Source organism: Providencia rettgeri, from assembly GCF_041075285.1.
Taxonomy (GTDB): Bacteria; Pseudomonadota; Gammaproteobacteria; order Enterobacterales; family Enterobacteriaceae; genus Providencia; species Providencia rettgeri_G.
In genome coordinates this window covers 4,315,505-4,329,890 of record NZ_CP163512.1, presented here as the reverse complement: position 1 = coordinate 4,329,890, position 14,386 = coordinate 4,315,505, and the positions used below count along the sequence as shown (strand labels likewise).

Below are 14,386 nucleotides of genomic sequence, written 5' to 3'. Positions count from 1 at the left end.
TAAAGGAATTGTGGCTATCGCCGCACCGTCTACAGATAATATCATGCATCCATATTGCTGCAAGTAAGGAAATCTGGTTAAAAGCAACTATCTGATTGGCAATCGGTTTCGCTGTCAGATATTAAGCTGAATCCATTTAGCGAAATATCTTGTTAGCCAACAATAGCAAAGAACAATATCGGTTTGGCTTATTGTATCAATTAGCTATTTAGGATGAATTTTTGCTAAAGTAAGCGTTATTATTTTTTATAAAGGGTCAAGTCATGCTTATTACTATTTCACCTGCAAAAACGTTAGACTACGAAAGCCCACTTGCAACCGCGCAATTCTCGCAACCTGAATTATTAGCGGAATCGCAAAAACTGATAAAAGAGTGCCGTAAGTTAACCCCAGCGGAAATTGCAAGTTTAATGAAAATCAGTGACAAACTGGCAGGATTGAATGCCGCTCGCTTTGCAGAATGGCACGCTGACTTTACCCCTGATAATGCACGCCAAGCCATTTTAGCCTTCAAAGGTGATGTTTATACGGGGATGCAAGCGGAGACATTTAGCGCGGAAGATTTTGAGTTCGCCCAGTCTCATTTACGTATTTTATCTGGCCTTTATGGGGTGTTACGTCCTTTAGATTTAATGCAACCTTATCGGCTTGAGATGGGGATTGCCCTCAAAAATACGCGAGGCAAAAACTTATATGAATTTTGGGGCGACATTATTACCAAACAATTAAATCAAGCACTTGCACAGCAGAAAGACCCAGTTTTAGTCAACCTTGCTTCTGATGAATATTTTAAATCCGTCAATACCAAAAAACTCGATGGTCAGATTATTAAACCCGTTTTCCTTGATGAAAAAAATGGCAAATACAAGGTTATCAGTTTTTATGCAAAAAAAGCACGTGGTTTAATGAGCCGGTTTATTATTCAAAATAAACTGACAAAAACAGAGCAATTATCGGACTTTAATTTAGAAGGCTATCAATTTGATGAAAGCCAATCTAAGGGGAATGAATTGATTTTTACTCGCCCAGAAAATATTTAATCGACTCATGACGGGGATTAACTTACGTTGAATACCCGTCCCTTTCAACACATCACAAAATTATCCATACTTCATCACAATTTCACTATAAAACGACCATACTAAATCAAATTAGCATGGATTCCTCAGCTCATACTTAAGATTTATGACAGTATTGGACGGGATTTTGCTCACTATCTGGAGGTAAAATATGCCTTATACTGCATCATCAAAGCGCTATACTGAAATGGAATACCGTTTATGTGGTCATAGCGGATTACGTTTGCCTCTGATTTCATTAGGATTATGGCATAATTTTGGCGATAACAAATCATTTGATAGCTGCCAAGCCATGCTGCGCCATGCTTTTGATCTTGGTATTACACATTTTGATCTTGCCAATAACTACGGCCCTCCGCCGGGGGCTGCTGAAACGAAATTTGGCCAAATCTTACAACGGGATTTTCTGCCTTATCGTGATGAAATGATCATTTCATCAAAAGCTGGCTTTACCATGTGGGATGGCCCATATGGAGATTGGGGAAGTAAAAAATATTTGGTCGCCAGTCTCAATCAGAGTTTAAAACGGATGGGACTTGATTATGTGGATATTTTTTACCACCATCGTCCAGATCCCGATACACCATTAGAAGAAACCATGGGGGCTCTTGATTTAATCGTTCGCCAAGGAAAAGCGCTATACGTTGGAATTTCAAACTACCCTACAGATTTAGCGAAAGAAGCTATTGGTATTCTGACTGAATTAGGGACGCCTTGCCTTATCCACCAACCCAAGTACTCCATGTTTGAACGTACACCTGAAGAAGGATTACTTGATGTGCTTGAAGAAGAAGGCGTCGGGTCGATCGCTTACTCCCCCCTTGCTGGCGGGATCTTAACGGATCGCTATTTAAACGGTATTCCTGCGGACTCACGGGCAGCAGGTAATCCATCGTTACCTCCTGAGCGACTCACCTCTTCTGTGTTAGCAAAAGTAAAACAGTTGAATGAAATTGCCGCTAAACGCGGTCAAAAACTGAGTCAAATGGCATTAGCTTGGTTATTGCGCCATGATAGGATCACCTCTGTATTGATTGGAGCCAGCCGAATTAGCCAAATTGATGATGCGATGGGGATGTTAAAAAACCGCGACTTTAACCAAGATGAACTGAAAGCCATTGAACTGATACTAGAAAACGAATGATATTTATATAAGTTGCAGGTCCCCCTGCAACTTAATAAATTTACCTTAATTAACGGTATTCACCATTCGCTTTAAATTGGACCACTGAATACGGCTGTGTTCTACCATCAGGCTGTTCCATACCTAAACTGCCTATTGGCATACCTGGTACTGAAATGCCAACCACCTCTGTAGGTAACGCATCAATCGTATCTAGGCTGCTTACAGGGACGTGTCCAACAATCACTTTACCTTTGTATTTAGCAATATGGCAGCTACGTAAGTTGTATGGCACATTCAGCTCATCGTTTAGTTGATTCAATTCATCATAACTGATTTCATTGACCACAACGTCATATCCTGCTTTTTTAATCCCCTCTCCCCATAACTGGCAGCAACCGCAGTTAGCATCCTTATACAGTTGCACGCTCTGTGCTTGAGAAACCGCAGAAAATGACAGTAATAACATTCCACCTAAAATCATCTTTTTCATTACGACTCACCTTATCAAGAATAATGGCAACTATCTGTAAAGCGCCTATTTTTTAGAGCGCATTTGGCAAATCAATTTATATGCAGCAGGAATGATAAATAACGATAATAATGGTGCTGTGATCATCCCTCCAATCATTGGAGCCGCGATCCTGCTCATTACCTCAGACCCCACGCCTGTGCTTAATAAAATAGGTAATAACCCCGCGAGAATAACAGCCACGGTCATGGCTTTTGGCCGAACGCGCAATACCGCCCCTTCATATAACGCACTATCTAAATCCTGATTCGATAATGTGTTTATTCCTTGCTGTTTTTCTCTATCTTCAATGGCATGTCTTAAATAAATCAACATCACCACACCAAATTCAGCAGCAACCCCCGCTAATGCAACAAAGCCAGTCCCTGTTGCGACAGATAAATTAAAGTCCATCCAATACAGGAGCCAAATTGCCCCCACTAACGCAAAAGGTAAGCTTAATAAAATCAGCAATGCTTCACTAAATCGCCTAAAGGCTAAATAGAGCAAGACAAAAATAATCATGATGGTTGCTGGCACCATTAACATTAGTTTCTGGTTGGCTCTTTCAAGTGATTCAAATTGTCCTGTGAAGGAATAACTGATCCCCGCTTTCATTTGGATATTATTTTTTATTGCCGTATCAATATCATTAATGACTGAGACCATATCTCTGTCCCGCGCATCAATATAAATCCAACTGGTTGGTCGCGCATTCTCGGTTTTCAACATGGGAGGCCCCATCTGCACTACCACATCAGCCACATCACTGAGAACAATTTGTTGCTTACTCGGTGTTAAAATCGGCAATGATTTTAACGCTGAGGCACTATTTCGATAATCCTGAGGGTATCTTAAATTAATTGGATAACGTTCTATTCCTTCAACAGTTTCACCAATCATCTCTCCACCAGTCGCCATTGAGATATAAACTTGTACATCACTGATGCTCATACCAAAACGGGCCGCTTTTTCTCTGTCAATTTTTACATCAATATACCGTCCTCCGACTAGACGTTCAGCCAATACTGACACAACACCCGGCACGGTTTTGGTCACTTTTTCAATTTCTTGTGCAACTGCATCGATTTCTTCGAGGTTTTTCCCTGATACCTTAATCCCTATCGGGCTTTTGACTCCCGTGGAAAGCATATCAATTCGATTACGAATAGGCGGAACCCATAAATTAGCCACCCCCGGTAAACGTACAGTTTCATCTAACTCATTGATGATTTTCTCCAGCGTCATCCCTTCTCGCCACTCAGACTGTGGTTTTAAACGAATGGCGGTTTCGATCATTTCCATCGGTGCAGAATCCGTTGCTGTTTCCGCTTTCCCTGCTTTACCAAAAACGGTCTCCACTTCAGGAATAGTTTTAATTAATTTATCGGTATTTTGCAGTAAAAATGCGGCTTGAGCAGGGGAGACCCCTGGCAATGTTGACGGCATATACAGCAAATCACCTTCATTAATCGATGGGAGAAATTCACCACCTAAATTCTTTAATGGCCATATCACGGTAAACAATGATAGAACGCTAATCAGTAACGTCGTTTTTGGCCACGCTAAAACCTTTAATAAGATTGGGCTATATAATGCGATTAACCAGCGATTCAACGGGTTTTTATTTTCATTTGGGATATTACCGCGGATCCAGTATCCCATTAAAATAGGGATCACAATTAACGCTAATGCAGCGGCTCCCGCCATGGCATAGGTTTTTGTAAATGCCAAAGGCCCAAATAAACGCCCTTCTTGACCTTCCAAAGTAAAAATAGGAATAAAGGAAAGCGTAATAATAAGTAAGCTAATAAATAGTGCAGGCCCAACCTCAACCGCCGAATCCGTAATTAATTTCCAACGTTGTGTATTATCGAGAACTTGGCCTTCATGTTGATGCTGCCATTTTTCTAATTTTTTATGGGCATTTTCAATCATCACGATCGCCGCATCAACCATTGCCCCAATGGCAATAGCTATCCCCCCAAGAGACATAATGTTTGCATTTATTCCTTGGTAATGCATAACAATAAACGCAATAAATAACCCGAGTGGTAAAGAGATAATCGCAACTAAAGCAGAACGGAAATGCCATAAAAAAACAGCACAAACTAAGGCAACAACAATAAATTCTTCTAACAGTTTATAACTGAGATTATCAATTGCGTTATCAATCAGTATGCTTCTATCATAGGTTGTAATGATTTCAATGCCTTCAGGCAAACTAGCACTTAAATCCTCAAGCTTTTGTTTGACATCATGAATAACATTTCGCGCATTTTCCCCTGAGCGTAATAAGATGATCCCACCGACAACTTCCCCCTCCCCATTAAGCTCAGCAACACCGCGACGCATTTCAGGGCCTTCTTGAATACGAGCCACATCTTTCAAGTAAATCGGGACGTCATTCTCTACGGTTTTCAAGTAAATTTTATTAAAGTCATCTATCGATTGAAGGTAACCATTAGCTCTAACCATAAACTCCGCTTCGGCAATTTCGATGGAAGACCCACCCGCCTCTTGGTTAGCCATTTCAACCGCTTGTCTTATTTCTGGTAACGTCACTGAAAACTGCGTTAACTTAAGCGGATCAACGACGATTTGATAAGACTTCACCACACCGCCAACAGTTGCAACCTCAGAAACGTTTGGCAGCGTCTTTAGCTCATATTTCAAAAACCAATCTTGCAACGAACGCAATTCAGCTAAATTATGTTTACCACTTTTATCAACCAGTGCATATTCAAACACCCAACCGACACCCGTTGCATCAGGACCAATAGAAGCAACCGCACCTTTCGGAAGTTTTGTCTGAACTTGGTTTAAATACTCTAAAACCCGCGAACGTGCCCAATATAAATCCGTATTGTCTTCAAAAATGACATAAACATAAGAGTCACCAAAGGCCGAAAAGCCGCGAACCGTTTTCGCACCTGGTACAGATAACATCGTCGTCGTTATCGGATAAGTAACTTGGTTTTCAACCAGTTGAGGAGCTTGTCCTGGATAGGTGGTTTTGATGATCACTTGTACATCAGATAAGTCAGGCAGTGCATCAACAGGCGTGTTGCGGATGCTCCACATTCCAGCAATGACTAAAAATAGCACGCCCATTAAGACTAAAAAGCGATTCGCAACCGAGCGTCTTATAACCCATTCCAACATGGTCTACTCCTGAGATTTATGTGATGAATGATTTGATGACTCAGGTTGTGTGGGAAGCGCTTCCATTCGGGCTAATGCCCCTGCGATATTCGCTTCTGAATCGATCAGGAAAATGCCTTGCGTTACAATCTTTTCGCCAACTTGTAACCCTTGTGAAATCGCCGTTGTTTGCTGGGATTCATTGATAACACTCACTTTTTTAGGGATAAACTCCCCTTGTTCACCCACCACAATAACGTGTTGCTCTTTCCCTGAATCCACAATAGCTTGAGATGGAATTAATAAACTCTCTGGCCCTTTCGCCAGCAAGTTTAAATAGGCGGTCATACCCGGCTTTAATAAATTTTCGTTATCTGCAATTTCTACACGAATATTAATTGTGCGACTTGCTTGATCTGCGCTCGGTAATATCAACCAGTTTTTTACCGTAAATTGCTGAGTTGGATAAGCGGGAATAGAAACAGAAAATTGCGCTTGCTTCGTTAACAATTCCGCCACTGATTGAGAAACAGATGCATTCACCCACACCGGGTTTGTTCCCTGTATTTGAGCAATAGTCATTTCTTTAGAAACATTCATTCCTAAACGCAGATTTAATGCAGTAATAACCCCTGATATCGGCGCTTGAATAGTAAAACGCGTTTGCACTTTTCTTGTTTTAATAAATTGGGAAATCGCCCCTTCAGGCATACCATTTAATCGTAAACGTTCGATCACGCTATTAAGATCAGTTTGACTCGCCCCCATTTGTTTTAGTGCAAGATATTCACTTTGCGCTTCCACCCAAGCAGGGATCGTCAAGTCTGCAATAGGAACACCTTTTTGGATCCGCTCACCAATCGTAAATGGATATACTTTTTCGACAAAACCACTTTCCCTCGCTTGTACAATCGCAAATTGGTGGTCGTTAAAAGCGATTTCGGCAGGAAATGTTAGGTCATAGTTTAACTGTCCCCATTTAACCTCAACGGTTTTTAACCCTAGATTTTGGGTTTGCGTCGGGTTAATGGTGATCCCTTGACTATCTACCGAGTCTTGGTTTTCATCGGCATATTTAGGCACAAGATCCATGTCCATAAATGGCGACTTACCCGCTTGATCAAACTTGGTGTTTGGGTGCATCGGATCATACCAATACAATACCGTGCGTTCTTGTTTTTCAATCGGTTGACTATTATTTCCTTCAACAAAAAAATAGCGATAAGACAAGATTGAAATAACGCTCGATATAATAATAACCAACAGCAATTTAGTGAGGTTAATTAATGACATAACATCTCTCTATCTAATTAGTTTATTTTTTCGACGGATTTCAATATTGAAAGATTACCTTTTTGTACAAAGGAAAATTTTAATTCGTCGTTATCTTGTAGGCCTTTAATTATATTTTCATCTTCATAGGTGAAGCGCATCGTCATTGGAGGCCAACCAATGCTTTCAATTTCTTTGTGACTAATGGTTAATTTCTTATTTTCTTTATCAATAGAAATTAATTTACCTTCTGTATTAATAACTGGTATTGCAACCTTTTCAGAAAAAACCGCATGATGATCCACATTCGCATAACCTGTTGCAGTAAATATTCCGACAGAAAGGGCAAAAACAATACTATGTAATTTTTTCATATTTGTTCTCATAATTAAATTAGTCCACCACCAAGAGCAGAGAATAAAGTCACTTCATTCTTCTGCTGTTCAATTTTTAAATTCAGTAAATTTTGCTGTTCAGTAAATAAACTTCTTTGCGCTTCAAGAACATCAAGGTAGCTGGTACTACCATAGCGGTAACTCGTTTGTTTCTGTGCTAAGATGCTCTTCAATGTATTGACATATATCACCTGAGCACTTAATTGTTTTTCCAAACTAGACTTAATCACTAACGCATCTTTCACTTCACGGAAGGCCACTTGAATACTTTTTTCATAATTCACAATGGCTTTATTTTTACGAATATTTGCTAACTCTAGGTTTCGGCTATTTTTTCCTCCTGTGAAAATAGGCAAGGTAATTTTTGGAATAAAATTCCAAACACCATTTGAGGAATCAAATAAACCAGACAACGAATCGTTATTGTTAGCTACACCTGTATTGAAAGAAATAGAAGGAAAAAATGCAGCCCTTGCTACTCCAATATTGGCATTTTCAGAAATGATTTTTTGCTCTGCTGCCATAATATCAGGACGACTTAATAAAATATCAGACGACAAAGTTAAAGGAGTCGTTATCAACGGATAATCCGGCTCAAAACGACCTGAAGCGCTTTGTATTTGTTGAATATAATCATTAGTTAAAAAGTTAACTAAATTTTCATTTCTGGCAATGTCACTGTTAATTTTTTCGATATTAATTTCAATAGCCTGAACTTGCCCTTGTGCTTGTTCTAAATCAGCTAGTGTTGCTTTGCCTGCTGCCACTTTTTGCGCCACTATCGATTGACTATTCAGGTAACTGACTTTCGTCTCTTGTGCAATTGATAATAATTGTTGGTTATACACTACATCTAAATAAGCATCTGCAACTGTTTTAATCGTGATAATTTGGGTCGCGCGGAGCATCTCTTTTGAAGCAATAAAATTTGCTCTATCCGCCTCAGCTAAATTCTTAATTCGCCCAAAAAAGTCCAGCTCATAGCTAATATCGATGCCTGCACTGTATTTTTTATCAAATGCAGAACTCTGTTTTAGCCCTTGGCTATACTCGCCCCCCAATGACGTATTCATTTGTGGGTATTTTTCTGCACTGGCCAGCCCAAAGCGAGCCCTAGCTTCCTCAACATCCAATGCCGCTAAATAAAGATCACTGTTTTTTTCAAGCGCACGCTGGATAACCGCCTTCATTTGCGAGTCTCGAATAAACATCTGCCAACTTGGCACTGAAAATGTCGATTGTTCAACTAAGGTACCGATATTACTGCTTAGCTGACTCGGTACATTTAAATTTGGGCGCTGATAGTCAGGCGCTAATGAAACGCAGCCACTTAAAATTAGGGCATTTGCTATCAAAAATATTTTAGGAAAATACATGGTATAGCCATGCCTCTGGTAATTTAACTTGGCGTTATAGTAAAAAAAACCGCCTGTTAGATTCATGACATGAAAATGACAAATTTGTCATTTTACATTTACTGATTTCAATGCTTAGAATGGATAGGTGTAAATACGTTGTCGAGGTGACTGTGAAATTACTTATTGTGGAAGACGAACGAAAGACCAGAGAATATCTATCTAAAGGATTAACTGAATCTGGCTTTGTTGTTGATGCAATAGAAAATGGGATCACTGGACTGCATATGGCGACGACGGAAGAGTATGATTTAATTATTCTTGATGTGATGTTGCCAGATATTAATGGTTGGGAAATTGCCAAAAACTTACGAACGGTTGGAAAAAATACCCCAATATTAATGTTAACAGCACTGGGTAATGTTGAGCACCGAGTGAAGGGGCTTGAGTTGGGGGCTGATGATTATTTGGTTAAGCCTTTTGATTTTTCTGAATTACTTGCACGGGTTCGTACATTATTGCGTCGTGGTAATAATAATATCCAAAAAACGCAATTTCATATTGCAGACCTTCATGTCGATTTAATTAAACGGCGTGTCACCCGTGCTAACGATAAAATTAATTTAACCAGTAAAGAATTTTCACTACTTGAATTTTTTGTTTTACACCAAGGTGAAGTTTTATCTCGCCCGTTAATTGCTTCAAAAGTTTGGGACATGAATTTTGACAGTGACACCAATGTCATTGATGTGGCAATTAAACGACTAAGATCAAAGATTGATCACAACTATGAACCTAAACTGATCCACACCATTAGAGGAATGGGGTATTTATTAGAGATCCCAGAAAATGATTAAATTATGTAATACGCCGATCGCCATTTCAACTCGATTGGTCATTTTGATCGGCGCAACGCTCTCTCTGGCTTTATTATTGTTTAGCTCGATCATGATCAATTCTGTTGTATTGCATTTTAAACAACAAGATGAATACACCTTAAGTCAGATAAATTTAACTATCCGTAGTTTATTAAGCGAAAATACAGAACAACAAAATGAACAATTTTCTCATATAAAAACTATTTTAAACGAACATCAAGATATTGCCGTTTACCTTTCAGATAATTATGGCAATACGTTAGTCTCTCCCAATACAAGCAAAGACATTATTGAGCGTTTAAAAAACTACAGTGCTGAAAAAGATAATCACGAACAATACATCGAATATTATCGTATTACCGAAAACACTATTCAGGTTGGGCAACCTAATAATATAAAACAGTATCGATTAGTCACTGCGCTTTCTCTTAATTTTCACCATAGCTACCTCAGCTCACTAATCAGTAGCTTAATCATTAGTGCCGTTTTACTATGTGTAGTAACTATCTTTATTGTCTATTTTCTGGTGATCAAAGGACTAAAACCCCTTAAGGAAGTCAGTGACAAAATTAAAAATGTTACCTCAGAAAATTTAAGTGTCCGATTAGATCCATCATCCGTACCAAAAGAATTAAAACAACTCACTGAGTCATTTAACCAGATGATAGTCAAAATTGAGGATGTGTTTGCTCGACAAACTAATTTTTCTGCTGATATAGCTCACGAGATGCGGACGCCAATTACGAACCTCATGACTGAAACTCAGATCTCTTTAAATAAAAACCGCACAAAAGAAGAACTTGAAGAAGTTCTCTATTCAAACTTAGAAGAATATAAGCGCCTTTCACGTATGATCTCAGAGATGTTATTCTTGGCACAGGCTGATGATAATCGGCTGATCCCTGAAAAAAAACAGGTCGATATTCAATCAGAAATTGCGCTTATTTTTGATTATTTTGAATTTTTGGCTGAAGACAATGGCATTCAACTAAAAATGGTTGGGGAAGCAAAACCCATTTTCGCCGATAAAGATATGCTAAGAAGGGCACTAACGAATTTAATTTCTAATGCAATTCGCTATACGCCAAAAGGTGACGCGGTCAGTATAAAGCTAGCAAATGTCAAAAATGGTATCGAAATTATTGTTAGCAACCCTGGTAAAAAAATTCCAGAGGAACACTTACCAAAGTTATTCGATCGCTTTTATCGTGTAGATAAATCACGTCAACGAAAAAATGAAGGAAGCGGTATTGGCCTTGCGATTGTTAAGTCAATTATATTCGCCCATAAAGGGACAATCACAGTCGCTTCAGATGAATACTCAACACGATTTACTATTTTCTTACCCGATAACCAAACTTGACTATAGGGTTAAAATATAAAATGACAATATTGTCATGTAACTGTCAGTTATAAGACAGTGTCTTTATATTATTATAGCCTTATTGAAATATATTTAGTCAAGTAAGGACAAGTAATGAAAAAGGTTATTATTGCATTAAGTTTTATTGTTTCGGCGACGAATATCGCCAGTGCGCACTCAGATGTAAATGTTCATAAAAATACAGCAACTACATTATCATTTACTGAAAATAGTAGCTCACCAGCTACCCAACAAGCAATTAAAAAACATTTAAGTCAAGCGGGCATTAATCCTGAGGAAAACATTCATTCAGGCTCTGCATTTTCTCAATTAGATAGCCATGAAAAAGCCGCTATCGCCCTAAGTTTTACACAAAACAATACGGCCCCGACAATAGAAAGTAGTATTCAGTCACACCTTGAGAAGTCATCAGGGTATAAAAAGAATAAAGTAAAACCAGGCACTTTATTTGCTGATATGAATGAACATGAAAAAGCAATTGTGATGTTACAATTACATGAAAATAGTTCATCTGCATCTATTCAAAGAGAAATACAAAAGCATTTAAACGCACTTAATTAATTTTCATAAAAGTCATATTATACACCCTCTAATAATATGACTTTTTTCTTTTTATTTTCCCCACTCAACGCCAATATCATTTTACCTGTCACAACCAATAAATTTAATAATTCAATTAAATCGTCAATCTATTGAATCCTACAAATAATAAATTAGACTTTTTTATGCAGTTTATTTAATTCACTTTAAACAAGGAATTTATATGCATAAAACATTAATTTTAATGATATCTTTATTATTTCCAATCTCTTCTTTGGCAGCAACTACCTTTCTCTCTTTACTCGATCCTCCCCCTTTAGCCACATCAGAACTATGGCAAAATCATGGTGGAAATGGTGGGAATGGCGGTAACGGTGGACATGGAGGAAGTGGTGGCAGCGGTGGTAATGGCGGGAATGGTGGTAATGGTGGGAATGGCGGGAATGGCCATTAATTAAATCATACCAATCAATAAATTCCCCCTTGCCTAAAGGGGGAATTGGAGGCGCTTATGAATAACCAATCAATCCTATCTTTCTGCTCTCTTTTATTAATCAGCATCTCGATTACTGGTCATGCGGCAAATACATTTGATCTATCCACTAACTGTTTATCAAATAAAAATCGAATGTTAACCACGCTCCAATCCTCTTGTCTGTTAATGCATCAAAAACAACATCGATTTCAATTGGTGCACCAAGAGATCAACAGCAGTAACCAAAATGGAACGAATGGCAATAATGGCAATCACGGTGGTTCCGGAGGTGATGGACAACACGGTGGAAATGGAGGGAACGGGGGAAGTCACTCATCAGCACAGAGTCACGGTAGCCATGGTGGGCATGCCGCACCGGGAAGTAATGGTAATGGGGGGAATGGCGGAAGTGGCGGTATTTATGGTGGTAATGGGGGCAATGGGGGAAATGGTGATGGCAGAGGAAATGGGGGTAACGGAGGAAATGGTTCCGTCAATGGTAACGGTGGCAATGGTGGCAACGGTGGCCTGAATGGGGGGAACGGCGGAAATGGTGGTGATGGTTCTGGAAGCGGCGACGGCGGAAAAGGCGGTGATGCGGGACCAAATGGAGGAAAAGCGGGTAAAGGTGGGCGCGGCGGACCTGATGGAGGACGAGACGGTGATGATGGAGCGACTTTAATTTAATTCATAACAATGAAAATGTCTGTTTCGACTTCTGTAACCTAAAAACGAAAGCCTAAGCTTCCGTTTGAGGTTGTTGACAAAGTGGGATAAAAGCGTGTTTTTTCCCACTTTGTGTTAGCAACATAAAATCAACATATTGATTTTTCTAGCCTATTTGCAAAATCTATTCAACCTGCAGCCAAACATGTTATGTTTGTCATCAGCCTGAAACGGAAGCTAAGCTTCCGTTTTGATATAACTTTCAGATTATTGCTTCGGCGCTAATTTCATCAAAAATTCACGCAATTTCGCAAAATCAGCTGGTAAGACGTGAGATAACAGCGGTAACTCTGCACGTTCTGCTAATTCTTTCGGTAAAGGGATCTGTTTATTTAAGATCTCTTCCACACTTTCTTTGAATTTAGCTGGGTGCGCGGTCCCTAAAAATAGACCATATTCGCCTTCTTGGAGTTGATCTCGTAATACGCGATAGGCAACCGCTGCATGGGGCTCAGATAAATAACCTTTTTTATCTAATTCACGCACGGTATCTTTTGTCACTTCATCATCAACTGCGCCATAACCTAATTCTTTCAAAGACCAACCTTTACGACGGAACAGTTCTTCAATACGCGGCCAATTGTTTGGTTGGCTTACATCCATCGCGTTAGATAATGTTGCAATCGTTTGATTTGGTCTCCACTCACCATCGACTAAATAACGTGGAACAGTGTCATTTACGTTAGTTGCCGCAATAAAACGCTTAACGGGTAAGCCCATCGATTTGGCCAGTAACCCTGCCGTTAGATCCCCAAAATTACCACTAGGTACGGAGATCACTAAATGGTCGCGCTTTTCAGCAGGGATCTGCGCAACGGCTTCAAAGTAATAGCAGACCTGTGCTAATAAACGGCTGATATTGATCGAGTTAGCTGAATTTAAGAATAACGCTTTTTTCAGTTCCTCATCATCAAATGATTGCTTAACTAATGCTTGGCATGCATCGAAATCGTCTTTGATAGCCACAGTGTGAATGTTTTCACCTAATGTACAAAACAGTTTCTCTTGCAGAGGGCTAATTTTCCCTTCTGGGTAGAGGATCACCACTTGAACATTATTCAAACGATAAAATGCGTGCGCAACAGCAGCCCCCGTATCACCGGAAGTTGCAGTTAAAATTGTAACAGGTAGCTCACCGGCAACTTGCCCTAGCGCCTGCGCCATAAAACGCCCACCGAAGTCTTTAAACGCCAGTGTTGGGCCGTGGTATAACTCAAGAGTCGCGACATCATCTTCCACTCTGGAAACAGGCGCGGGAAACGCAAATGCTGCTTTTACGCGCGCGGCAAGCTCAGCCTCAGGAATTTCATCCCCAATAAATGCACTCAAAATTTTGCTACTACGCGTGACGAAATCTAATTTTAATAATTCGTCAATTTCTGCCGCACTAAACTCGGGCAAGTCTTGTGGGAAAAATAGACCTTGCTGCTTACCTAAACCTTGTTTAACGGCTTGCGCGAAGCTGACTTGTTCGTTGTTATCTTTTAAATTATACAGTTTCATT

Annotated in this window: 13 protein-coding genes; 7 read left to right on the top strand and 6 right to left on the bottom strand. The window is 39.6% G+C overall.

The window, feature by feature from the left end:
- Positions 1-263: 263 nt before the first annotated feature.
- Together yaaA and AB6N04_RS19710 are read left to right on the top strand one after the other, a co-directional pair.
- Positions 264-1,040 carry a peroxide stress protein YaaA gene (gene yaaA, locus AB6N04_RS19715; RefSeq protein WP_369309909.1) on the top strand — a complete coding sequence of 259 codons (777 nt, stop codon included), beginning with the start codon at positions 264-266 and terminating at the stop codon, positions 1,038-1,040.
- Between the two features lie 190 nt (positions 1,041-1,230).
- Positions 1,231-2,223: an aldo/keto reductase gene (locus tag AB6N04_RS19710; RefSeq protein ID WP_369309908.1), complete on the top strand. Its 993-nt coding sequence runs from the start codon at positions 1,231-1,233 to the stop codon at positions 2,221-2,223.
- A gap of 49 nt (positions 2,224-2,272) precedes the next feature.
- Here the strand turns inward: AB6N04_RS19710 and AB6N04_RS19705 are convergent, their stop codons facing one another.
- The 5 genes from AB6N04_RS19705 to AB6N04_RS19685 are packed head-to-tail and all read right to left on the bottom strand — an operon-like array spanning position 2,273 to position 8,900.
- Entirely contained in the window at positions 2,273-2,695 is a 423-nt protein-coding gene (locus tag AB6N04_RS19705) for a DUF411 domain-containing protein (protein WP_369309907.1), read from the bottom strand.
- Between the two features lie 45 nt (positions 2,696-2,740).
- Positions 2,741-5,878: an efflux RND transporter permease subunit gene (locus AB6N04_RS19700; protein WP_369309906.1), complete on the bottom strand. Its 3,138-nt coding sequence runs from the start codon at positions 5,876-5,878 to the stop codon at positions 2,741-2,743.
- Positions 5,879-5,881: 3 nt separating this feature from the next.
- The gene (locus AB6N04_RS19695) at positions 5,882-7,150 is read right to left on the bottom strand and encodes an efflux RND transporter periplasmic adaptor subunit (protein WP_369309905.1); all 1,269 of its coding nucleotides are present in this window, start codon (positions 7,148-7,150) and stop codon (positions 5,882-5,884) included.
- A 17-nt stretch (positions 7,151-7,167) separates the two neighbouring features.
- The gene (locus AB6N04_RS19690) at positions 7,168-7,503 is read right to left on the bottom strand and encodes a copper-binding protein (protein ID WP_369309904.1); all 336 of its coding nucleotides are present in this window, start codon (positions 7,501-7,503) and stop codon (positions 7,168-7,170) included.
- Between the two features lie 14 nt (positions 7,504-7,517).
- Positions 7,518-8,900, bottom strand: a complete 1,383-nt coding sequence (locus AB6N04_RS19685; protein ID WP_369309903.1) for an efflux transporter outer membrane subunit — start codon at positions 8,898-8,900, stop codon at positions 7,518-7,520.
- Positions 8,901-9,052: 152 nt separating this feature from the next.
- Here AB6N04_RS19685 and AB6N04_RS19680 point away from each other — a divergent pair, with 152 nt between their 5' ends.
- The 5 genes from AB6N04_RS19680 (at position 9,053) to AB6N04_RS19660 (ending at position 12,843) form a co-directional block, all read left to right on the top strand.
- A complete protein-coding gene (locus AB6N04_RS19680) occupies positions 9,053-9,736 on the top strand; it encodes a heavy metal response regulator transcription factor (protein ID WP_369309902.1) in 684 nt (227 codons plus the stop codon).
- Positions 9,729-11,120, top strand: a complete 1,392-nt coding sequence (locus AB6N04_RS19675; protein WP_369309901.1) for a Cu(+)/Ag(+) sensor histidine kinase — start codon at positions 9,729-9,731, stop codon at positions 11,118-11,120. The genes AB6N04_RS19680 and AB6N04_RS19675 overlap by 8 nt, the downstream gene beginning before the upstream one ends.
- Positions 11,121-11,234: 114 nt before the next feature.
- Positions 11,235-11,702: a hypothetical protein gene (locus tag AB6N04_RS19670; protein ID WP_369309900.1), complete on the top strand. Its 468-nt coding sequence runs from the start codon at positions 11,235-11,237 to the stop codon at positions 11,700-11,702.
- A gap of 202 nt (positions 11,703-11,904) precedes the next feature.
- On the top strand, positions 11,905-12,135 hold the full coding sequence (locus tag AB6N04_RS19665; protein WP_369309899.1) for a hypothetical protein: 231 nt from the start codon (positions 11,905-11,907) through the stop codon (positions 12,133-12,135).
- A 57-nt stretch (positions 12,136-12,192) separates the two neighbouring features.
- Positions 12,193-12,843, top strand: coding sequence for a hypothetical protein (locus AB6N04_RS19660; RefSeq protein ID WP_369309898.1), 651 nt, complete (start codon positions 12,193-12,195; stop codon positions 12,841-12,843).
- A 246-nt stretch (positions 12,844-13,089) separates the two neighbouring features.
- Here the strand turns inward: AB6N04_RS19660 and thrC are convergent, their stop codons facing one another.
- Positions 13,090-14,385 carry a threonine synthase gene (gene thrC, locus AB6N04_RS19655; RefSeq protein ID WP_369309897.1) on the bottom strand — a complete coding sequence of 432 codons (1,296 nt, stop codon included), beginning with the start codon at positions 14,383-14,385 and terminating at the stop codon, positions 13,090-13,092.
- Between the last annotated feature and the right edge of the window lies 1 nt (position 14,386).